Here is a 24431-nt window from a genome sequence, read left to right as displayed (position 1 = left end):
CTGTCTTCCCCTGTCAAGGGCTTTTTGAAGTTAAGGAAATTCAAATATAAATCCTAATTATTAATTTTAACATAGAAACTTATTTCCTGATGATGACCCTCATTATCTACAACATGAAGGATATGTTTCCCATGTTCTGGTAGTAATAACTTCTGATGTTTTCCAGTAGTACTCCCTAAATATTCTTGATCTAAATACCAAAATAACTTACTATTCTTACCAGTATGGGCTACCTTAAAGTTTACCTTCTGGTACTTTCCATCTGCCCCCCTAGGAATTGAAATTATACTATCTTGTTGGGGGTAAATAAATTCAATTGAATTACCATTACTAACACTAGGACAATCCTTCTTATGAGGTAAAGTGGTATAAACCTCATTCCCTCTCTCTTTTAAATAGGCTACTACCTGGGGTGGATAAACTAATTTTAAACTTTTGGCTAAGTCATCTCTATCCCAACACAGTGAACAAACCTCATAAGTCCCCGCTCGATTAGTATAAATAAGCTTTTCATAAGGAGAATATATCAAAGGCTGGGCTGATTTTGAGACTAAAGCCTCTGTTAAATTTCCTAGTCTCTCATTAATAATCTTATCTCTAATTCGATAACCAGTTTTAGTTGATACTTTTATTTTTTTTAAATCTCCTTCGGGTTCAGCAAAAAAATCCTGATAATAATTTTTAGGTAAGGTATTAAAAATACTAAAAAATAATGGTGCTGCTGCATTTAACCCGCTTATTTCCTCATTTTCTTGGCCATCAAAATTACCTATCCAGACTGCAATCGTCCATTCAGGGCTTACCCCAACAGCCCAGGCATCTCTATTCCCATAACTAGTCCCTGTTTTCCAGGCAATCCGCCATTTAGAAGAATAATCCCGCCAAAAATATTCTAAACCTGGACGTTTTAGATCATCAATAATATTTAAAGTTAAATATGCTGAACCCTTAGTAATTAGTTGTTTTGCCTGCCCGTTCTTACCATTAGCCAGAACATGTAACCCAGAAAAACTGCCATAATTACCTAGTCCTCTATACAAAGCTACCATATCCCACATCTTAACTTCTGCTCCACCTAAAATTAAAGGGAGGCCATATCCCTTAGCATCTCTAAATAATGTGCTTACCCCCGCCTCAGTAAGAAAATTGTAAAACTCTGTAACCCCATAGTCATCCAACAAACTAACCGCTGGGGCATTTAAGGAATTAATTAAGGCCTCTCTTGCAGTAACTACTCCTTTAAATCGGTGATTAGCATTATATGGGGAATATGCCCCATAACTAACAGGAATATCCTCTATCTTACTCTCTGGAATAATTAATCCTTCATCCATAGCTAAGGCATATAAGAATGGCTTTAAGATTGAACCACTGGATCTTTTAATCTGCACCCCATCAATCTTCCCGGAATGTTGTTGATCAAAATAATCATTAGAGCCAATATATGCCTTCACTTGCCCGGTTCTAGTATCAGCAATTAATACAGCACTATTATTGACCCCTTTTTGTTTCATCTTTTCCATATAATTTTTAACTAGATTATTAACCTGAATCTGCATTTTTTTATTGATTGTAGTCTTAATCAGATCCTGATTCAGCTTATTTTTAATCCTCCTGGCTAAATGAGGTGCTGCTAAATTAAAAGGAACTTCTCGATTTGGGATCTCCTCAGCTTTAGCCAATCTACAGGTCATCTCATCAATTATACCCCTGGCCTTTAATTTATCTAATAAACCATCTCTTTTCTGTCTCAATCTCTCTCTACCTCTAGTAGGCGTAATTAAACCTGGACTATTAGGTAATACTGCTAATAAGGAAGCCTGACCCCAGGTAAGCTGATCAGGTTCTTTACCGAAATACCTTAAAGAAGCAGCTTTATAACCGATTATATTTCCCCCATAGGGGGCATGGTTCAAGTATAATTGTAAAATTTCTTCTTTACTATACTTATTTTCTATTTTTAAGGCCTGTATCATTTCAATTAGTTTGTTACTAATTGTTCTTTCTTTTGTCCTAGTCAAACGAGCTACTTGCATAGTAATTGTGCTTGCTCCACTCACTTTGCTCCAGGCCTTTAAATCCTGAATAACTGCTCTAGCTACCGCCAGGAAATCAATCCCGCTATGGTTAAAAAATCTCTTATCTTCAAAGTAAATTACTGATACCTTCAATTTTTCAGGAATCTCCTTACTGCCCGGCGGGAAAATCCACTGCTCTTTAGAATTTAAAAATATTCGTAAATATTCACCTGATTCATCAACAACAACTGTACTATAGTCATCAGGAAACAGAGGAACAGGCAGCCTACTCAGCTGCCATACCCCTCCACTTATCAATATAATCAGAATTAAACTTATTAAAATCGACCTTTTAAGCTTTATCTTATTCATTAATTACTTCCTCTACTCAAAACTTTAACTCTTCTTCCTGCTGTATTAGCCTTATATTTATTATTATACATTGCCTCCACTACTGTTGGCGGTAAATAAAATTCTCCTACTGTTACAGTATTAATCTTAACTACAAACTCATAGTCATAATCATAATCCCCCATATCAAAGAACCATCTAATTCTATCATCTCTAATATCCATATATTCTTCATTATCCAGGTCATAATCATCCATCCATTCAGGTAAACCTGAATCGGATAAACGGATATTTTCTATTTCCCAACCAGCTGGTAATATCTGAACTAAAGCCATCTCATTAATCTCTTCCTCCACTGTTTTATCTACTATAAAGTGGCCCCAGAAAGTAGTGCCTTGTTTTAATTTACTAGGGTCAATTTTATTTCCTTCTTCATCTAACCATTCTACCTGTAAAGACAGATTTTTTTCTGATGGCTCTATTTCACCTCTTAAAGGAATTCCTTCCCATTCCAAAATAGCGAATAAAGGGATTTCCATATTATTTCTGACTTTTACCTGCTTACCATAACTATCTGTTACAGGAAGGTTAGCAATCTTCTCATCTGTATTAACTTTTTTACTTACCCCTGTAGCTAATATAACTTCTGCTTCTAAACTCTTATCTTGATCATCTAATGCTATTAAATACTTACTGGTCGCTAATAATGAATAAGCTGTAGTTTGAGTTGAATACCAGTCTTCAGAAGATAATTCTTTAGCAATATCATTATATAAAACCAAGCCTGTATCATATTTCTTAAAACAAGTCATAATATCCAAGATGACTGCTTTATCTCTCAAACTTGATCCATAAGTTCCAGCTGTTTCCTGATAATCTTCAACTTCAAAATCTAAGTCCGCGATTAACTTATCTGCCACCTTATCATAACCAGCTATTTTATACGCCCCTGCTAAAAAGAACTTGCTAGTATCATTCATTTGCTCCAGTTCATTTTCCCGCATATAATTCATTTCACTAATAAGCGGCTTATTAGCTAAAGTGAGTAAATATAAACGATAAGCCCTGGTTAAACGACCGCCTTCTTTGTCTTTACTCTGCTCTCTTTGATATTCTAACCAATCAGCCAACATACTACCTGGAACAGAATATCCATGGGTCTGGGCTTCAATTAAAAAGTGTCCTGCATAATTAGTACCCCATAAGCTGGCATGATTTCCATTAGGCCAGTAAGAGAATCCACCATTAGCTAACTGAAATTTTCTAAAGCGTTTAATTGCTGCATTAATATTCTGATCTATTTCCTTAAGTCGCTCCTCTTCCATTGGTAAAACCTCTGTCAAATAAAGCTGGGGAAAAACACTGGAAGTTGTTTGTTCAATACAACCATAAGGATATCTAATTAACCATTTTAAACGGTGATTGAGATTAAGGCTCCTGCGTTTAGACAAACTGACTTGAGCATAATTAGTATTTTCAATTCCTTTATTAGGAACCTTAAAAGAAACTTCTTTTCCAGCCTTAATTACCTGTTTGCTCGCCTTATATGTGTAAGGATTGTAAGGTCTAACTGCCAGATTAATTGCCTTCTCACTATGGTAATTATGTTTTTTATCTACAGCCGTAAATTCTATTTTAGCTTCACCAACACCATCTTTAGCCTTCAGGTCAAATTCTATATCCTTATTAGCTACACCATTAAAATGAAGCTGTTTTACTTGATCACCTATTATTTCAACTGGCCCTTCTACCTTCATTCTTACCTGCACATCAGTTAAATTATCTGCCATCCCAAATACAGTAACTGGCACCTTAATCTTATCCCCGGGACCTAATACCCTTGGTAAAGTAGGCATTAACATCAACTCTGTTTTTACAGGTATATTCTTCTCTACCTGCCCATAGTTTCCTTTATTAGCTCCAATAACCATAACCCTTACACTGCCAATATAGTTTGGCATTTTAAAATCAACTTCTGCATGACCTGATTGATCAGTCTTTACTGGCCCTTTAAATAAAGCAACCGGTTCAAAGCGGTCCGTCTGTTCAGCTTGTAACTGTTTCTCTTGATACTTTTTGGATACCCCACCACCAATGGAAAACACATTATAGATATAACCACAATCCAAACCAATAATGTCAGAAAATGTATCAAAAGTCTTCGTGATCAAGCGCTCTTTTTGAAAGAAATAAGCTAGAGGATCAGGGGTTCTGAAATTTGTTATATCAAGTAATCCCTCATCCACCACTGCAATTGTAAACTGTGACACCCTCTTATCTTTAGTTTGAACTTCAATTTTAAACCCTTCTTTGGGTCTGATTTCTTCGGGAGTCTTTAGTATATAATTCAAACGCGCATCTTTCTTATTTACCTTAAGTGATTTTATCCCATACATCCTAATTGGCAGATCATTTCCATTGTCCTGCCGCTGATAAACTGAAATAAATACATAAGCATTAGGGATATACTCTTTTTTGATTGGTATTTCAAGGATAGTATGATTCCCTTTAATCTCTTCCCATCTCTTATCAAGTAATTGACCATTCTTTTCAATAGCAAATAAAATCCTACCCTCTTTAGGGGTATCAAGAACAATTTTAGCTATCTCTCCTGGATAATACTCCTCCTTATCAGATTTTAATGTCACAATATCAGCACTCTGTTTTGTCCCACTATCTCCCCACCAGTAAGATCTAAAGAAATAACCGGCCTTATGACCACCATTGACATCTTCTACTTCTAAAAACAACTCCCCATAATCATCAAGTTCATATTCTAAAGAAGCCAGATTTTCTTTAGAAGTCAAAGTACCTTGAGCAATTACCTCAGTATAGCTATCATTCTTGAAATGCTTTCTAAAGGAATCTCGGTCATCATACTCCCACCACCAATAACGACGCATTCGATAAATCTTGTACTTTAATTTTTCACCGGCAATTAATTCACCATCTTTAGAGACCAGTGCTATATCAAAGTTTACTTTATTACCAATTTCTAAATCGCTGTCTTCTAATTCCCTAATTCCTACATAGCGATCATAAACTTCAATGGGAATCCATTTAGTCGCCGGAACTGGTCTCCCACCTTTCTCCAAGACTTTACTATTAATATTAACCCTCAAGGCAGAAGGTACATCATGAATTTCTGGTAATTTCCAACTTATATCTGTTCTTCCCTCTTTATTAAGTTCTTTATTAAATTTTTCACTACTAATTGGACTAAAATACTGACCGGAATTAGTAAAAGTAAAATGTTTAAACCTATCAAAACTCACCTCATAAGGCTCAATTTTAATTATAGTCTTACTATCTAAGCCCTGAGCTGGGGCACCAAATAAATACTTAGAAGATAAAGAAAAATTAACTTTAGAATCACTTAATTTCAATTTTTCCTTTTCCGGCTCAATCTTGACCTCTATTCTGTAAGGCACTACTGATTCAACCTTTAATTCTTTATAAAATGACTGACCAGCAATTTCTGCTTTCATTTCCCAATTTCCAGTTAAATCTGTCTTTTTAGTAGCAAAACCAAAAGTATAAAAACCATCTTCAGCCTTTCGACTGGTCTCTTCATAAACCAATTTGCGTTTAGGGTTATATACCTTTAAAGTTACTGGATGATTACTTGGAAAGGTATTATCCTCATTCCTGACAATTACTGATAGATTAATTTTATCACCTGGTCTATAACCCCCCCGATCAGTATACATAAATGCTTTAATACCAGCTTCATTATTAATACCACCTGTATTAAATAATGAACTATCTAATTTTGTTTCATCAAACTCTAAAATAGAAAAGTGCCGTCCTTTTTCTACCACTAAATACTCGGCTTCTTTATTCAAGACACAAATCCCATTTTCATCAGTGGTTGCAACTTCTATCAGTTCAGCATCATGATCATAATCATAATAATTATCTCCATCATCGTCTCCATAATCACCATCATCATCATCAGATCTGTCATTATAATCACCTGTACCATCATACTCATCTTTCAGCTTAACTATTGCATTCTCTACCGGCCGGGCTGTTAATAGATCTGTTACAAAAACATAGGTCTTATTAGATGTCTTCTTGACTGTTACCCCTAAATTACTGAGAATAATATGTTTAGTCTTCCTCCCATTTGATCTAACATAAGATTCGGCATCATAGTCATCCCAATCTTTCGGCATATATATGGTGTCATCTTCATCAAATTCAAGTTGTACAATATATAATCCCGGCTGACTTTCTTCTATTGCTGATGATAGATCAAGCTGGGAAGTAATCCATTTATTCTTTTCTTCACCAATCTTAAGGCTTTTAACCTCTATTACCTCCCCTGCCCATTGAAATGAACGTTCATCATATTCATCAAAACTATCACTATTGGGACGATAAGAATGCCGTTCTATGAATTCAATTAGATTATGGGAACTAACTCTCTTTAATTTAGCTGTAACCCGTCTAACATTCATAGTCTGAAAAGTTATTTTTTGTTTTTTAGCTGTCGTTAAAAACATTCCTGATTGAGCAAACCTAAGTTTAGGTTCTATATCAGAGATTTTGACTGTAAAATCTACATTTTTAGTAGTAGCTAATTTACTACCCAATCTCCCTTTAATTCCTTTAAATATTTTAATTCTATACTTTTGATCGGCTTTAAACTCACCAGCTAGTGTTAAGACCCTACCGTCAACATTCACCTCATAATCAAGTTCTGGTTCTACATTTAAATATGCTTCATAATTTAAATCTTTAGCTAAGTCATCTGAAAAAATCATCCTGATATTGGAATGATCATCAACCTTTTCTTCCTCAATATTTAATATCCTTAAGGGACCTATTGCTGGTAAAAGATAATTCTGTTTAAAATCTTTATGTAATCCTAACTTTTCTTTCTTGATTACTAAGGAAAAGTTCTGATCCTCTTCAGTTTGATTAAGCAGGTCTGAAACCAGTGTGAAATTGTAATTATCAGCTGTTTTAACTTCTAAATCCACCCCTTTAGAACCTGTAAACCCTATCGCTTCTTTGACTACATCTTTATCTTCCTTTTCAGCCAGCTTAAGCCTAGCAACAAACCTGGCTTTCCCTTGATTACTATTATCTATTAATTCAAATTCACCATCTAAACTTTCTAAATACTGTCCTAAGGTTTTAAACTCAATTCCTTTTTTTACTGGAGAAACATCTTCTAAATTAAGAAACAATTTATCTAAGTGGATAAATCCTGTATAATCCTGATTCTTTACTAACTTTTCTTCTGGTTTAAAAACTACTGTTTGTTCATCACTCCAATAAACTTCCCCTTTTAATTCAGGAATAAAAGTAAATATACCCTTATTTTTGATTGTCTCCCCCACATATCTCTTATACACCTGTGGTTTATCAAACCTAATGGCAATCTTATCCCCTGCTTTTATTAATCCTGATGTAACACGTGTTATTTTTTTATCCTGCTCCTGATTCTTCATCATTTGACTTAAGTCTCTATTTAAGACCACATTTTTGCCCACTACTATACCAAAAACTATTATCAATACTAATACAGCCAAACTCACTTTTATATTCCTGTTGAATAAATCTTTTAATTTGCTAAACATTAATATCCCCTCCCCAATTCACTAATAAAAATATTCCTGAAATAATTGATATGCTATTCTTTAAAATCAGTACTGCATTTAAAAAAAGAAGATCTAACACAAGGGTAATTTTAACACTATTCTTTTGCCCCTTCATCTTGTAAGATTTGTATTACTTCATTACTATTATTAGCTTTTGCATAATCTAACGCAGTCAAACCATCTTTATGTTTTGCACCGAGATCAGCTCCCGCATCTATTAAAAGTTTTGTTATTTGAGGATGATTTTGTACTACTGCTATCATTAAAGCAGTTATATGCTCTTCATTAGTAAATGCATTAACATCAGCCCCCGCTTTTATTAACACTTTTACTACTTCCCAATTCTCTCTGAATAATGCCAGCATCAAAATAGTTAGATCCCCATCTAGTCTATCATCAATACTGGCTCCTGCTTCTATTAATAATTTTACTATTTTAGGATAACCATAACCTGCTGCCCAAATTAAAGGCGTCCACTCCTTATCATCTCTAACATTAACATCAGCCCCTGCTTTTAATAATAGTTTTGCTGCTATAAAATTTCCTTTATGTACAGTACATAATAAAGGACTCCAACCATCATCATCTCTGAAATTAACATCAGCTCCTGCTTCTAATAATACTTCTACAATTTCAGGATATCCTTTATATGCTGCCCAAATTAGGGCTGTCCAACCATTATCATCTCTGAAGTTGACATCAACTCCTGTTTCTAATAATACTTCTACCATTTCAAGATACCCTTTAGATGCCGCCCAGGTTAAAGCTGTCCAGCCTTCATCACCTGTAGCATTAATATCAGCTCTTGCTTCTAACAATAATTTTTCTATTTCAGAATATCCTTTCTGTGATGCTTTCCTTAAAGCATCCCAACCACTATAATCATTAACATTGGCTCCCGCTTCTAGCAATAATTTTACTATCCCTGAATTTCCACAATCTACTGCAAAGACTAAAGCATTCCCCTTAGAACATTTAAGATCAATATCAGCAGCACTATCTAATAATAACTTTACAATCTTATAATATCCTTTCTTGGCTGCCTCCATTAAAGCTGTCTGGCCATGATCATTTTTAATATTAACACCTGCTCCTGCTTCTAACAATATTTTTACTATTTTACAATCCCCTTCTTTAATTGTTTCTATTAAAGCTGTATTACCCAAATCATTTCTGGCGTTAATATCAATTCCATTTTTTATCAATTTTTTTACTTCTTCGACCTCTCCAGATTTTGCTGCATTTATCAGTTCATCATTATAGAGCTCAAACTTAAACTCTTTATCTTTATTTTCGGAATACCATTTACCAATAATCTGATTCTTAGTTTTAAATTCACCTGTAAAAGAAGCAGTTTTATTCCCGTTAACAAATTCTTCCATTTCGAAATTAGCATAATTAATAGTTCCTATTAATTTTATTTTTCTGTTATATTTAGTATAATAATAATAACCTGTTAATTTATCCCCATCTCTTTTTAAATACATCTTTACACCATAACGACCTAACTTCCCTGAAAAATTCTTTTCAAAATTAACTTCTAAGCCTTCCGGAAAATCTAGAGTAGTAATCGTTTTATAAGAATACTTAATTATACTTTCCAATTTCCCATCTTCTAATTTGAAAATTTCATCCTTCAATTTAATAAAATTCTCGCCTTTCCATTTAAACACATCTATTTGCCAGTCTGTTTCTAATCTCCATAATTCTTGATTTAATTCATCTCTTATTATTTTCTTGCTATTATCATCAAAAATAAAGATATACCCCTTACCCCAGGGACCACTGGCAAAAGTAGCCATACTACTTGCAGTAAATATCCCGACATATTCTAATTGACCATCATTATTTAAATCTATATAATCTGCTGTAGGATCATAGATATCACTACTTCTTGGTGGACTTATATACTTCATAATATCTTCAGTATCAAGATCACTATCGGGGAAATTATAGTATTGAACATTCTTATCCTTAATATCTTCTATTAATTCAAGATATTTTTCATCTCTAACAAATGAGGGGTACTTTATTATCTCATTATTAAAAGTCAAGACCTCTTTTCCGTGGAAAATCATTCCAACCGGGTTGCCTTCAAATTTTTTTAAAATATATACTTTACCTCTAAAAGGAACTATGGAATACTTAGTATACCAATATTCATAACTCTCATCATTGTGATACCCCCTATTTTTACCTCCATGAAGAAATGAACCTAAATCTTCAATATTAAAGGTTATCTCATGGTCTCCGAAAGAATCTGGAACAGTAGCTGAAAAATTAATTTTATCCTGAATTCCATCATTATTTATATCTAATTTATTACCTAAATACTCAAACTTATAATTATAATGATTTAAAATAAAGGTAGCTATATCTATATCTTTAGGTATTTCTAATATTTCTTCTCTAAATCCTCTTAACTTTTTATTAGTTAATTGCTGATACTTAAGATAGTTTTCTTGTATTTTACCTAAATCCAACAATCTAGATCTTTTAAAGTAAGCATCACCGAGATTTAAATAAGATACCGCCCTATCTGGAGATTCTTCCACTACTTTCTCTAATATTTCAATTGCTAAATCTAATTTTTCGGTCATCTTATCACTGATTCTTAAATATTCATCATCAGACAAATCATAGCTTTCTATTATAAAAAATGCATAATCATTTAAAATATTAATCCATTCATTCTTAGCCAGCCCTGTTGGTTGTGATTCCAAAATGTCTTTGATTCCTGCTATTTCTAATCGATATTTTGCAGTCGAAGGATCTTTATCCTGTTTATATTTTTTTAAAACTAAATTATGGACATCAGCTATACTCTTAGCCTCTTTAGGAGTAATACTAGCATCAGTACTGAATGTAGCCCTGACATTCTGCCCCCAGACCGGCCAGTAAGCACCTTCTTGCAAACCCATAGACATAGTTTTTATTGCATATAAGCTCTCATTTAATCCAAGATAGATTATCCCATTATTATTCATTATCATGTTGCTATCGTAATTTATGACAGATTCTAATTCTATCTTTTCTTTAAATTTACCCTCAAAACTAACTAAATAAAGCCAGCCCTTTTGAGTATAGAAATATAATCCCTGTTCTCCTATTAGCAGACTTGGAGTTAAATAATCATCATCTAATACATACTCCCATCTTTGGCCCTTTACAGGATCAAAAGATACTAATCTTTGACCATCAGCAATATATATATTCCCCAGCTTATCAATTACTCCATCATAACGATTATATTTCTTGTCTAAATTACCCAACATTTTCAATGTTCCAAAACTATCAACCGAATAAAGATAAGCACCACCTTCATAAACATTAGAACAATTTATATAAGCCAGCCCCTGTTTTCCAATGATATAATTAGATTCACTATCTTGATTTATTTTAAATAAAACTTCTCCATTTTTATCTAAAGCTACATTCCCTATATAAATAATCTCATCAGATATTACAGTAGGTGTTTTATATTCAGCTCCAACATTAACCTTCCAGGTTAATTCTCCATCATAATTAAGAGCATATAAGTTTTGATCTTCTTTTGAAATATAAATCTCATTTTTACCAAGTACAGGTATAGAACTAATACCATTGAAACAATCTCGATTATCATCAAAACTCCATTTTTCATTTCCCTGAGCACCCAGTGCATAAAGATGATTATTTAAAGCTTCAACTATATAAATAGAATTATCACTACCCACTGATAAATAATCTATATCTAGATCGTCAACCCTCTTTTGCCAATTAATACTTCCTTCTTTTGTGATAGAATATAAACTATTTCGAGCAGCTATAATTATATTTCCATTTTGTGTAATAGCCAGATTTGAACTAATTGTTTTATCCAACTCAAGATCCCACAAAATATTCAATTCTTCTTTCGCAAAACTTATGTTACTAAGCAAAATAATTATAAATACTGAAAACAATATAATCCATTTGTGTTTCATAATTACCTCCATCGTTACACCTAGTTTAATATGAGTTAAATTAATTCTTATATCTTATTTACTCTTTGTTAAGATTAGTCACAGAAAATGATCAACTCAAAAAATTACTTGCTGAATTTGTACTGGACTATATCGGTTTAGCTCAATCGACTTACTATGATAATGATAACATTAAAGGCGTTTTACTATATTCTAGTTCATTTGCCGTTTCCTGGATAAACCTTTATATCTTCTAGCACTATAATTCATATCCCTTAAAGCCCTCCAGGACCAATTGAAAAATTTAACCTTCCACTGGCTGCCTACAGTATTGGTTTCAATAGAAGTTATTCCATAATTATTTTTATTAACATAAAAAAACATATGTCCATTCTTAACAAGCATATCCATTAATGCCAATTGATTATAAGTAATTTTCTCGGCCAATTGACTGCTGTAAAGAAACTTCCAGGAAGGCTCTCTAGAATCCAAATCTAAAACAACTGATATAAGTCCTGAACAATCCAGACCAGTTGTTCGAGGTACATAATTAAGGGTAACCCCTACATTACCCACAATAGCCCCTTTGCTAACTGCATCTACAAAGTTGTCCCATTTTTGACTCTTGCTTTTAGTTTTTAGGGAATCATATCCTCCCCAGCAATACGGTATTCCTGTCATTTCTCGTTTTTCTTTTATTTTTTTTAAATAAATTGGTGTTACAACATCACTTAGTTTATTTGTATTAGATTTAGGGTCATAAGTCCATTTTAAATTAATAAGTTCAATAGCTTTATTATATAAATTTTTTCTAACTGCTAAATACTTATCTTCCACTGAAGAAAAATTATCAATAGTAATCATATCTTGTGTTTTATTAGCCGCTTCTAGTACTTTCAAGTCACTGTTTTCTTTAAATTTAAGTTTAAAAACCTTAAGTTTATTCTTTTTTACCAATAATTGAAAAACATCCCCCGATTTATTAATATCTAAATACTTAAATGGAACAATATAATTTTTTTCATCAACAGTATCAGCTATTCCAAATAATTTTCCAGTATTGTTAAACCTATAAATTCGTTCTTTGATTTCAATTTTGTCATTTTTATCTCTTACCTCTGTTCCCAGGATATATATATATCCCTGCTCATCAATCCCTATCAACTGTTTATATATCTGCCCTTTTAAATTCAGCTTAAATTTATCCATATTTATTTCTTTTTTTTCTCCACTTCTAAATAAATTAAGAAAATTAGTATCATATAAAACAGATATTTGTTTATCCTGATAGTTATTGACTAATCTTATAGGCATAGTCTTGTTAAATTTATTTCCTTCCTGAATTGCCGTTTTAATCATAGTTGGGATATCATATTCATTTAATTCACGTCCATCTTCAAGAAAAATCTCTCTTATTTTACCCTGATCCTCAAATATGTATAATAAATCATTATTAATACCTATATCCCTGGGTTGATAAAAATTAGAGATATCAATTTCCTGCTCAAATTTATTTTTATAATAAACTATAATCTTTCCTGTGGCAAAATTAGACAGATATATTTTCTCTTTATCATCAACTGTAAAAGTCTCAATACCTGCCCTTCTTAAAATGCTTTTACCATTATTCCTTAAAGAATAATCTATTTTTGAATTATTCGTAATTAAATTAATACTTAATATTTCTTCATAGCAAATATCTTCATTTATACTCTTATCTAAAGAATATATTATTCTAGAATTAGAGAATTCTATTAAAATAATAACTACCATTAACAAGATAATCTTTTTAATATTAGTTTTCACAATATCACCTCTACTGCTTTTTCTGATTCAATTAGAAGTAAAATATATTACTTTTGCTATTAATTATAAATAAACAAAGATGATACCTTGAATAAAAGAAGTGGAATTATAAATACATAACAGTTATGAAAACAAAATAAATATATTTGCAGATTAACTTTATTCTATTTCTTATTTAAATTGGTTTATAAGCTCTCTATTTTCCTCTCCATAGAATCGTTCTATTACTTCCCCTTTTTCATTTTTAACATATAAAGTCATCTCTTCATCTTGATACTCACCTACTAGTTTAATATCTTTTTTAAATTTATTATAAAAATATCTTCCTGTCACCTTGCCCTCTTCATTAAATACCAATATCATTGTTACTGGGTATGTATCAATCAGTCCATAATATGTAAAAGTATGGCTTGCTCTTGCTGACATAGATAACATAATTAATATACTAAATATCAAAATACTCTTACTGATTATTTTTATCATTGTTTACTCCTAACTAATTTATTCTTAAATTTTTTGGTTGTATAATTAATATTGCAAAGAAAAACTGTAAATCAAAAATACAATATTAAGTATGCTTAAAATCTTTTAACTTCAAGACTATCATCTAAACTCAATTTATATCAAATATCTTTAATCCCTTTTATAATCTTTATCAAATCACCTTTTCCTTCTTTCTGACACCTTTGCAGAAGAAATTCCTTCTCTTCCCGTTTGATTCTTATTCCTTTTCTACTTAACTTCTTTAAAAAATTCAATTTAACTCCCTCACTTAAATCTAATAATGCTACCATAGTAACTGGATTTGTATAATATTCATTATCTTCATAGGCAAATCCAATTCTATTATCTATTAAAAAATTTATTATATCTTTAACATCTATTATATTGAAATCATCAAAATAAAGAATTTTAAATAAGACATTTGACTCTTCACTACCTAAACCATGTTCTTCTATTAGATACTTAACAAATTCAAAATTCAAAGTAGTAATAGCTGAGTATAATAGCTCATCTTTATATTCTAAATCTCCCTTTAAAGCCAATCCCTGCTTTATTAAGAAATCTAACAATTCTTTATCAGCTTTTTTCATTAATCTACCCATTGGATAATATCCTTCAGAATCACGTTCTCTAATATCTATTTCTTCTTTTAATAACTTTGCTATTAGATCCCTCTTCTTAACCATAATTAAATAACTTAAATGATCAATCTTTGCTTTTTCATATTCTTTCATATTAACTGCCTGATATAACTTATCTGTTAATTCTACTGGATAATTATTTGCAGCTATAAGTAAAGATTTATAACTGATTTGACTCTCTGCCTTTATCAAATAATTAACAAGGTCATTATCTACCTTTATTAGTAATAAATTATTAATAAGCCTTTCAGTTGGTTTTATCCCCTGTTCAACTATAAACTTTATTGCCGCTTTCCTATCATAATACATATATCCAATCAAGTTTTCTAAGGAATTAGTATCAGGTTTGATTCCTTTATCTATTAACCTTTCTGCTAAATCAAATTCATTATACTCGATTGCTTTATCCAACAGATATTTATTCGCCTTTGCCCCAAAATTTAAATATTTTATCATTAATTCTTCATTTCTAGTATCATGAATTTCATCATATAACTTAAAACTTAAATAAAATCTAGTACCAATTATAGATAAGGCTAAAAACATTATCAGAAATAAATACCCTTTAGGATCAACTTTAAACTTAATATCTTTAATCTTAAAATATCCCTTATGTAAAACCAATATTATATTAGCAATTATGAGTATGAAGATTATTAAAAAAGAATACTTAAAATTTATATTTAAATATTCTTTTAATATTAATAACTCAATAAGAAAATAAACATTAGATAAAATTAGTTTTTTACTATTAATTTTTTGTGGCAATCTATAAATTAACCACAAATAGAAACTTATAAAAGCTACTATTAAGATCATAAATTCTATAACAGCTAATATATTAACAAATTTATTATGATAATGTAGATATTTATAATTAGTATAAATAAAAAGAGCTATTATAGAAGATATTATATTTAAAGATATTCCATTAGATATTAATCCTTTTCTTTTCTTTAAATCTACTATTACTGGGATTAATGCTAATAAAGCAAAAGATGCTAAACCAAATAAGCCTAATAACAATCTCCCATGCCAAAAACTAAAAAAGTAAAAACTTAATCCCCCTATCGCTAGACCGGATAATAAAAGATATAGTTTACTAATGAAATTAGCTTTAGAGTCTCTCATTATTACCACTAGAGGGAATAATATAGCTATTGCAAAAATATAATACTTCTCAACATAATACCTGGGACTTACTCCAAAAAATTTAGACAATGATTTTAGTACTACTGGTAATTCAAATTCTTCCATCCCTAAGCCAGCCATCACTATCAAGGCTCCCCAAAAAATAAGCTTTTCGCATTGTTTTAATTCTTTAAAAATAATAAGAAAAATAATAGTTCCAATTATTACCACGGAAACTGTGGCCAATTTTAAACTAAATTCCTTATCAAATACAAGTTTTCCCCAATATATACCTCTATAAAATACAGGAATCAAATAAACTAAAGATATTAAACTACCTATAATATATAATAACTTATCAGTTAACTTTACCTTTCTCTTTACTATAGAGAAAAGTGACAGCAATAAAAAAATAAAAAAGGGATAAGACCTGGACTTAATAAAGTAGGCCATTCCATTATGTCCCTTCAATGAAATATAACTTACTAAACTACCTTGCGATACTTCAAGCATCCAAATAGTTGATAATAATAAGAGCAAACTAAATATTAAATGGGAGTTCTTAATCATCAAATTTCTTTCTTTCATATTCATCCCTCTACCTCTTTCTAGTTGTAATTTTAATATTAGGAGTAAAATAATATTATTTTTTATTATTTTGAAGTATTATCATATAAAACTGTTTTATTCTTTAAACTTTTTAATTCAGTGATAAAAAATATTAAAGAAATAATAAACATCAAAGATGCAATTACAATATTTAAAAACAACCAACCATTAAATTCAATTTCAATATGAAAACGCCACATTATATATAAGGGTACAATAAGTAATAACATATTACTTATATAAATTACCGCCAACTTTAATTTTTTAGCTATTGATTGTAAATAAACAAAGATAATACCTTTGAATAAAAGAAGGGGAATTATAAAAATATAAGAATTAAGAATCCTTCTTGCCGTATCAATCATATTTAGGTCATGAACAAATAAATTCAGGATATTTTTAAAAAATATTAGTGGAATTAATAAAATTAATACTAATAAAGGTAAAATTAAAGCACAGTTAAATAATAATTTCTTTGTTCTAATAAAATTATTTTTAGTATAGTTATAAGTAAAAATAGGTCTAAGCCAGCGAAAAAACACTAAGTAGTGAAAGTACAGGTATATATAGATTTGTATTTATTAAACTAATACTCACTAATTGCTCTAGAATTAGTAAAACAGTTTATAAATATATTATAAAAAGTTTGGCTTAAAAAGAACAAATAGGGAAATATACCAATAAGAAGAATATCTAAAGATATCTTTCTTAATTTTAATTTATTCCACCTTAATTTAGGGACATTACTCTCCTTTTTAGTAAAATGATTTAAAATCAAAAATACTATAATTAGGTCTGACAAGTTAAACAATAAAGCCCGATAGATAATCCCTAAATCAAATTTAATATATATAAATAAAACACTTATCTTTAATAAAAATGAAATCAACTTTAATAATAAAGCCTTTATCGGATTTCCTAATGCAAGAATAAATAGAATTAAATACTCTGCCATAAAGATAAAAGTAATCCCAGATAATCTGGCTATAAAATAGTTTGTAGCCATAATTGTTATCTCTTTATCACCACTACAGATAAGTTCAGTAAAAAAATAATCTTTATAAATATAAGCTATCAACAATAATATAAAAGAAAAGATAATCAATAGGCTAATAGAATTTCCCAATATTTCTTCTGCTTTCTCTTTATCTTTTAATCCCAATTTTATAGTTAACAAAACACTTCCACCAATACCTATAATACTGCCAGCAGATAAAAATAGGCTTATAAAGCGGTTAGCACTTAAAATACCATTTAATCTTATACTCCCAAAATATCCATCTATAAATGTTTCTAATCCTCCCAGTAATCCAGTAAGTAAATAAAAACATAAACCACAGAGAAAATATTTTATAAACAATTTACCTAAACCCTTATTCTCCAATTCCTCTAATTTAGTGAATATTACTGTACTAATTTTCATCACTCCGATTATTTTCATATCTAAAAGCCTTTTCTATTTCTCATTTTATATTATTTTAACTATCCAGGGTAATTCTCCACGTGTTTTTTCCAACCCCATTTTCCTGAATAATAAGTTTATATTTTCTTACTATTCGATTAAAACGCAACTTCTTCTAACTCCCTATTTTTTTCTTTCCTAACTAGCCATTTGCCAACTTTTTCTCCATCTCTATAATTACCCTCTGCCATTAACTTACCTTCTTTAGAGTAATATTTCCATTCCCAGCTTTTCAAAGGCTCTTTAAATTCTGTTGGTTCTCCAAGTGTATAATCTATAGACCAGTTCTTTTCAGGAGGTTGGGCTTCACTATATAAACCTTTAGATCTTAACTGTCCATTTTCATAGTAGTATTCCCAAGCACCCTCTTCTACACCATAGGCAGAATATCTACCCCTGGATTTTAGTTGACCATTAGGGTGATAAAACTTCCATAGACCGAAATGGCTTCCCTTGGAATAGTTTCCCTCAGCCTTTAACTGTCCATTTTTATAATAAAATTCCCAATATCCTGTCATACCCTTTTTAAAATCTGTAATAGCTGAAAAACCATTTTGATCATCATACCAACTATGATCAGCAAGTACTTCCTGAATCTCAGTATTCACAGAAATATCACCAGTACTATCATTAAAATCCGTTGAAAAATCAGTAATTATAGTAATCATAAATTCATAACTATCTTCATATTTAAGTTTATTAAGATCATAAATAGAAGGGGCTTCGGCTCCTGATACTGAACCACGGAATTTTATTTGTCCATCCTTATAATAATGGTCCACCTCACTATCTACATATTCCCCGGATAATTTCCCGGCAAAAGCAAGTCGACCATTATCATAATATAAATTAATCTTTTCATCATTAATTTCTTCCCTGACTAAAACCCCATCTTCATATTTAGCATAATAGAAATGGTCTATTGAATTCTCTTTATATTTTCGAATTGCTTCTATTTCCTCGTTATAATTATTATAATCTATATCTGTCTTTACTCCTGTATCCTTATCATATTCTTTAGCACTTCGCTTCCGATATATTATACCGTGGTCAGAATCATAATCATTAAACCAAACAGTAGTAACTTTATCTACTGTAAACTTTTTAGTCTTAGTCTTCTTCCCTAATTTAAAAGCTGTCCCTTCTACAACCCTTTTCCCTTGCCGGTCGAGTTTAATATATACACCACTGAAAGGAGTAAAAGAACCTTTTTTATAATATATACCATTCTTATTATACATTTTTTCCTTATCTACTGTTGTCTTTATTAAATTACGATCTCCCTTATCAGAAAATATATCTATCGTTCTTGTTGGTTTAAGTGGATATCCATCAATTGGATCATCACATTCTATAGAAACTGTTTTATTATCAAAATTAATATATGTACAGACAGATACAGATACCTCACTGGAAAAAACTAAAAAAGTAATAATTGTTACCATTGTTAATAATACAAAAACCCCTCCTACTGAGGTTAAAATTGTACTTTTTCCCTTATATAAATCGAAACAAAGCCACATTAACAAGAAATAAATAAAAATAAAATTGAAAAGAATAATAGGTATACTACTAAAGAGTTTACCGGTATGATAAAATTGAAAAATAAATAGATAATTGAAAAAAAGTTGAATAATAACAATACCTAACATATTGAACTTATTTTCCTCAAACTTTTCTTTAACCTGTGGATTTTTAGTAATAAATCCCTTAATGTATTCTAACATATACTTATATATCCCCTTTTAACTAATCTAGTCTAACTTTTCTTTTTAATACTCTGTACTACGACTTTTACCTGGTATAAAATTGACCTTTAAAAAATTATATCTTTCTTTATCATTTGTTAAGAAATACATATAAAAAACATTTTGACTAAATTCTTTTATTGGTGTAGTTAGGTTTTCAGGACTATCTATATCTAGAATACAAATTGTATCAAATGTTTTTTCCCCAATCAATTGATCATCTGTTTTGATTATATCGTCAAAGCGGGTTCTTCCTTCTTCGTAAAACAAATAATAATACTCAGGCAAATCAAACTTTTGGAGACTCTTATACGTATTCTTTGTAAGATACAAGGTAGTACTATCATCATATACAGCAATACTCCCACCACCACATACAGTAAGTCTATTAAAAACTGGGTTATCTTTAAGTTTATTATAGAGTTCTGCTTTTAAAGAAGCATGGATATAAATACCAACTTCATCTTTAAAAAACACCTTAATTTTAAAGGGTTTCTTTTTTAAGGTAACTTCATTGTTAATTACTTTTATTTCTTTACCTTCCTGTTCAATTATAAAGTCAAAAACCTTATTGGCAACCGACTGCCATTGGAGATAAGGATAACTTTTACCATTTTTGATAGCCCAAATTTCATTAAAATCCCAATTATCAAATATAAATTCTTGTTCCATTTGTGAAGCCTTAAAACCAATTCCCCCATCAGAATAAACTGCTGAACTCTTACTATAAAAAGAATTTTCTACTTCACCATTATTCAAAAAAACAAGTCCGCAGGTTTTAGAAGATAAAGTATTAATTTCACCTGTATGATAAGTATTTTTGATCATTCTATCATTAATAAGAACCAGCCCTGCCACAGCATTATTACCTTGAATAGTACTTCTGGAATAACTATTTTCTATAATGCCTTTGTTATAAACTGCTAAACCAGCAATTCCTTCTTTACCAACAACATTTGCTGAAGCCGAAGAATTTAATATAGTTCCACTATTACTGGCAACTAAACCACCTGAAAATTTTATTCCTTTAAGACTGCTGTCAGTATAACACTTTTCAATCAACCCAAAATTATCAGCAACCAGACCTCCTAGAACTTGCTCAGCTTGGATACTACATAATCTAGTGGTATAAGAATCTTTTATTATCTTATAATTTGATCCAACTAGTCCTCCAACTTGCCCAAGTCCTTTGATTTCACCACTCACATAACTTTTTTCTATTATCCCTTGATTTTCTCCAACCAGACCCCCTACAGAAATATTGCCTTTAGTATAACCTATAACTTCAGATTCACTTAAAATTCCAAGGTTTGAACCAACTAAACCTCCAACACGCTTCATTCCTTCAACCCTGGTTATAGTATAGCAATTTTCAATTCTCCCTTTTTCGTTATAACCAACCAATCCCCCTATTGAGTAATATTTGCCTTCAATATCACCATTAACATATGAATTTTTTATTGTTCCACTTTCATTGTACCCAACCAATCCTCCTGCTTGATATCCCTGAACACAATTTCCAGTATAAGACCCTTCTATATCTCCATTATTATACCCAATTAATCCACCTACATATATCTTTCCCTTAACAGTACCCCTGGTTATAGCCCTGGAATTAGTGATAGTCCCACGATCATTAATACCAACTAATCCTCCAACTTTATTTCTCCCTGTAATATCTACTTTCACTAAACTTAAATCCCTTATAACCCCTCCATCAAGTACAGAAAACAAAGCTACAGCATCCTCTTGTCTATTTATATATAAATTCCTGATTGCATACCCTTGACCATCAAACACTCCCTGGAACCCATTCCACAGGCCTTTATTTAGATCATTTACTTCCCCAATCGGATCCCAGCCTTTACCATTGTTATAATCTTTACTTTTTGTAATACTGGCATCTATATCATTCACCAATTTATAATGTGCATCTAATGGATAACCCTTTGTTCCTATCTTTTCAAGCCTTGAAAATGAATCTATAATAAATGGGTCTTCTTTAGTTCCCTGACCAATGTATTTAAACCTATTTCCCTCATAAGCTTTAATATTACAGTTAAAGACAGTAATATTAAATATAATAGCCACTAAAATAAATATAAATAATACTACATTATATTTTCGCATTCATCTACCCCTCTTTATGTTTTATAGTATTTACTTTAATACTGGATACTCAAAATTACAAAATATTCCAGAACAAATAATAATCATATTGATTAACAATTAAATACTATTAAGTATTTCACTAACTGTATTACTGCTAAGTCTTACTTTCACATCAGATTCTTCATTATGATTATACTTACCTTTTTCATTTATTATATAAAATTCAAAACACAAATACCCTTCATGACATTCTTGACAATAATGTAATATTCCATTGGCAAAGATTTCACTAGTATTCTCTCTTTCAAATGGATTTGAATCAATAATTTCCATAATTCTTGATGAATTCTCAGTTTTTTCATCACAATACTCTATAATATTGTTAATCTGCTCCTGAATATTATCAACAATCTTTAGTAATTCCTTTTCTTTCATGTATTTACTACACTTTTTACAATAAATAGCAGATTCAATAAAAGCACTGTATACAACATATCCGCCAAATAAAAAACCGAAAAAATCCAACGCAAAAAATAACCAGTTTACAAACTTATTCCCTTCTACATTTCCTATTGTATGCCTTTTATGACTAAAACTTATTGATTGAGAATTTACTTTATCAGTCAAAAAGTTAAAAAAGTTTACTTCTTGGTTTGTATCTTTAAAGTAGAATTCACTAACATGACTCCCTTTGAACCTATAATTGTAACTATAATCATCATCTATATAAGTCACCTGATAATACCCAAATTGTACAAGAAAAAACATTAAAATAGCAATTATTATCAATACTTTAATCTGTTTCTTGGCAGGTTTTATATTTAATCGTTTTATCCCTAATGAATATCCAGAAGTCATTATCGCACCAGAAATTATTGAACCAACAGGAATTATAAAAAATAAACTTAAAGAAGTCAATTCAAACCCAATAAGAATCTTAATTCCAACTAATATACTTACTCCAACTAAACAACTTAATAACGAGAATAAAATTAACAACATAATATATACCTCTCAATTTTTTGATTTTTTATAAATATATATAATACTTTTTTCTAAACTAAAATTTAACTTTTTCCACTCTCCCCTCATACCCTCTTTAAAATCACTGATAATAACGAAATCAATCCTACTCGTCAAGACAACTATAATCAAAAAGGTTTTTTGAACCTAATCATCAACACTATAATATAAATACCAATGTCCTTCTATATGTCTAAATTTATAATATGCTAAAGGTTCATCCTTTTCTCTCTCCTTCTGGTAATCCTCATCCAGGTTTCTAACCAGCTCTAAATGTGCTGGAATTTGCTTTCCCCAATATTCATAGCCCTTGGCTGCACCTGTTACACTAAGACCTACTGCATAGACATTAAATGCAATATTTTCGTTCTTATCATAGCTTTTTATCTGCTTAATCTTTAATTCTTTTAATAAATCCCTATACTCTTTTTTCCTTTCTTCACTGACAGCATCCATAGGAGAGATTATTTTTTGAGAAATATAGCCCAATTCTTTGTCCTGCCTAAACATAGTAATTAATTTCTTGAAATCACTTTTATGTTCTCTAAAATTATTAATTAAAATATCATCAGTTGGAACTGATTCACAGGCAGTTAATAACAATAGTATTATACTTATTAAAAATAGAAAAACAAGTTCAAATCGCTTATTATACAATTTTAAAATCTCCTTTATAGATCTGTGTTAAGTTTCTATACTCCAGTTAATAATATGGTTAAATAATTAAAAATCATATTAAAACAAAATACCACAGGTACTCCGCATTATGAATAAAAAAAATGAAATTATAGCAAATTTAATAAATTTACACAAACACAATCACTATTATATCTTTATATATAAAAAGATTTAATAGGTCTTTAGAATCATATCACTGTTCTGCAAAAAATTTCTAAAAATAATATACTCTATTCATTTAATAAATAAAATTATAATCATCAAATATGATAAAGCAATTTTTTACTCAAAGTAAAAGGGTCCAGGGGTTAACTTATAACCCCTGGACCCTTTTATTCTCTTATTTAAACAAATATTTATTGTTATCTAATACTCAACTATTTATCCCCTTTGCTCTTATTATTACCATGATAATTTTTTATAGCATCTTTAAGGGCATCTGTAGCCAGGTTAGAACAATGCATCTTAGCAGGCGGCAAACCATCCAGAGCCTCAGCAACAGTATTTTTGCTTATCTGGAGTGCTTCATCTATTTTTTTACCTTTAACTAATTCGGTAACCATACTACTGGTAGCAATTGCTGCCCCACAACCAAAGGTTTTGAATTTTATATCTTCAATAACATCATCATCTTTTATTTTAAGATAGAGTTTTATAATATCTCCACAGACTGCATTCCCTACCTCACCTACAGCATTAGCATTTTCTATCTGACCAACATTACGCGGATTATTAAAATGTTCCATAACTTTATCAGAATACATTATAACCTCCCCTTTCATTGAACGATTA

General features: G+C 30.5%; 13 protein-coding genes. All 13 read right to left on the bottom strand.

From position 1 onward, the window contains the following. Positions 1-53 precede the first annotated feature (53 nt). The 13 genes from pbpC to nifU all read right to left on the bottom strand — a co-directional run bounded on the left by pbpC (position 54) and on the right by nifU (position 24403). The gene (gene pbpC / locus D7D81_RS10965; RefSeq protein WP_125989952.1) at positions 54-2390 is read right to left on the bottom strand and encodes a penicillin-binding protein 1C; all 2337 of its coding nucleotides are present in this window, start codon (positions 2388-2390) and stop codon (positions 54-56) included. Then, positions 2390-7960 carry an alpha-2-macroglobulin family protein gene (locus D7D81_RS10960; RefSeq protein WP_125989950.1) on the bottom strand — a complete coding sequence of 1857 codons (5571 nt, stop codon included), beginning with the start codon at positions 7958-7960 and terminating at the stop codon, positions 2390-2392. Before D7D81_RS10960 ends, pbpC begins: the two co-directional genes overlap by 1 nt. A 116-nt stretch (positions 7961-8076) precedes the next feature. Beyond that, complete coding sequence (locus D7D81_RS10955; RefSeq protein ID WP_164522222.1) at positions 8077-11946, bottom strand: ankyrin repeat domain-containing protein; 3870 nt, start codon at positions 11944-11946, stop codon at positions 8077-8079. Positions 11947-12138: 192 nt separating this feature from the next. Continuing rightward, entirely contained in the window at positions 12139-13731 is a 1593-nt protein-coding gene (locus D7D81_RS10950) for a hypothetical protein (protein ID WP_125989946.1), read from the bottom strand. 171 nt (positions 13732-13902) lie between these two features. Then, positions 13903-14214 carry a hypothetical protein gene (locus D7D81_RS10945; RefSeq protein WP_125989944.1) on the bottom strand — a complete coding sequence of 104 codons (312 nt, stop codon included), beginning with the start codon at positions 14212-14214 and terminating at the stop codon, positions 13903-13905. A gap of 140 nt (positions 14215-14354) precedes the next feature. Further along, a complete protein-coding gene (locus D7D81_RS10940; RefSeq protein WP_125989942.1) occupies positions 14355-16601 on the bottom strand; it encodes an ankyrin repeat domain-containing protein in 2247 nt (748 codons plus the stop codon). A 59-nt stretch (positions 16602-16660) separates the two neighbouring features. Continuing rightward, positions 16661-17158: an MATE family efflux transporter gene (locus tag D7D81_RS20290; RefSeq protein ID WP_164522221.1), complete on the bottom strand. Its 498-nt coding sequence runs from the start codon at positions 17156-17158 to the stop codon at positions 16661-16663. Between the two features lie 44 nt (positions 17159-17202). Beyond that, positions 17203-18057 (bottom strand): MATE family efflux transporter, encoded by an 855-nt coding sequence (locus tag D7D81_RS10930; RefSeq protein WP_125989940.1) that lies wholly within the window; start codon positions 18055-18057, stop codon positions 17203-17205. A 119-nt stretch (positions 18058-18176) separates the two neighbouring features. Further along, positions 18177-19805: a toxin-antitoxin system YwqK family antitoxin gene (locus tag D7D81_RS10925; RefSeq protein ID WP_125989938.1), complete on the bottom strand. Its 1629-nt coding sequence runs from the start codon at positions 19803-19805 to the stop codon at positions 18177-18179. A gap of 45 nt (positions 19806-19850) precedes the next feature. Beyond that, a complete protein-coding gene (locus D7D81_RS10920; protein WP_125989937.1) occupies positions 19851-21956 on the bottom strand; it encodes a GLUG motif-containing protein in 2106 nt (701 codons plus the stop codon). 99 nt (positions 21957-22055) lie between these two features. Further along, positions 22056-22940 (bottom strand): hypothetical protein, encoded by an 885-nt coding sequence (locus tag D7D81_RS10915; protein ID WP_125989935.1) that lies wholly within the window; start codon positions 22938-22940, stop codon positions 22056-22058. A gap of 168 nt (positions 22941-23108) precedes the next feature. Next, positions 23109-23618, bottom strand: coding sequence for a hypothetical protein (locus D7D81_RS10910; protein ID WP_125989933.1), 510 nt, complete (start codon positions 23616-23618; stop codon positions 23109-23111). A gap of 398 nt (positions 23619-24016) precedes the next feature. Then, entirely contained in the window at positions 24017-24403 is a 387-nt protein-coding gene (nifU, locus tag D7D81_RS10905; RefSeq protein WP_125989931.1) for a Fe-S cluster assembly scaffold protein NifU, read from the bottom strand. Positions 24404-24431 lie beyond the last annotated feature (28 nt).

This window comes from Halocella sp. SP3-1 (assembly GCF_003953885.1).
Classification (GTDB): Bacteria; Bacillota; Halanaerobiia; order Halanaerobiales; family DTU029; genus Iocasia; species Iocasia fonsfrigidae.
The sequence above is the reverse complement of the archived record's forward strand: the minus strand, read 5'-3'. Positions and strand labels throughout refer to the sequence as shown.

Excerpts from the sequence above, each read along its gene's own strand:
- D7D81_RS10925 (WP_125989938.1), bottom strand. The coding sequence starts at position 19,805 with ATGTTAGAATACATTAAGGGATTTATTACTAAAAATCCACAGGTTAAA.
- D7D81_RS10960 (WP_125989950.1), bottom strand. The coding sequence starts at position 7,960 with ATGTTTAGCAAATTAAAAGATTTATTCAACAGGAATATAAAAGTGAGT.
- D7D81_RS10940 (WP_125989942.1), bottom strand. The coding sequence starts at position 16,601 with ATGAATATGAAAGAAAGAAATTTGATGATTAAGAACTCCCATTTAATA.
- D7D81_RS10915 (WP_125989935.1), bottom strand. The coding sequence starts at position 22,940 with ATGTTGTTAATTTTATTCTCGTTATTAAGTTGTTTAGTTGGAGTAAGT.
- nifU (WP_125989931.1), bottom strand. The coding sequence starts at position 24,403 with ATGTATTCTGATAAAGTTATGGAACATTTTAATAATCCGCGTAATGTT.
- D7D81_RS10930 (WP_125989940.1), bottom strand. The coding sequence starts at position 18,057 with ATGAAAATAATCGGAGTGATGAAAATTAGTACAGTAATATTCACTAAA.
- D7D81_RS10945 (WP_125989944.1), bottom strand. The coding sequence starts at position 14,214 with ATGATAAAAATAATCAGTAAGAGTATTTTGATATTTAGTATATTAATT.
- D7D81_RS10955 (WP_164522222.1), bottom strand. The coding sequence starts at position 11,946 with ATGAAACACAAATGGATTATATTGTTTTCAGTATTTATAATTATTTTG.
- pbpC (WP_125989952.1), bottom strand. The coding sequence starts at position 2,390 with ATGAATAAGATAAAGCTTAAAAGGTCGATTTTAATAAGTTTAATTCTG.
- D7D81_RS10920 (WP_125989937.1), bottom strand. The coding sequence starts at position 21,956 with ATGCGAAAATATAATGTAGTATTATTTATATTTATTTTAGTGGCTATT.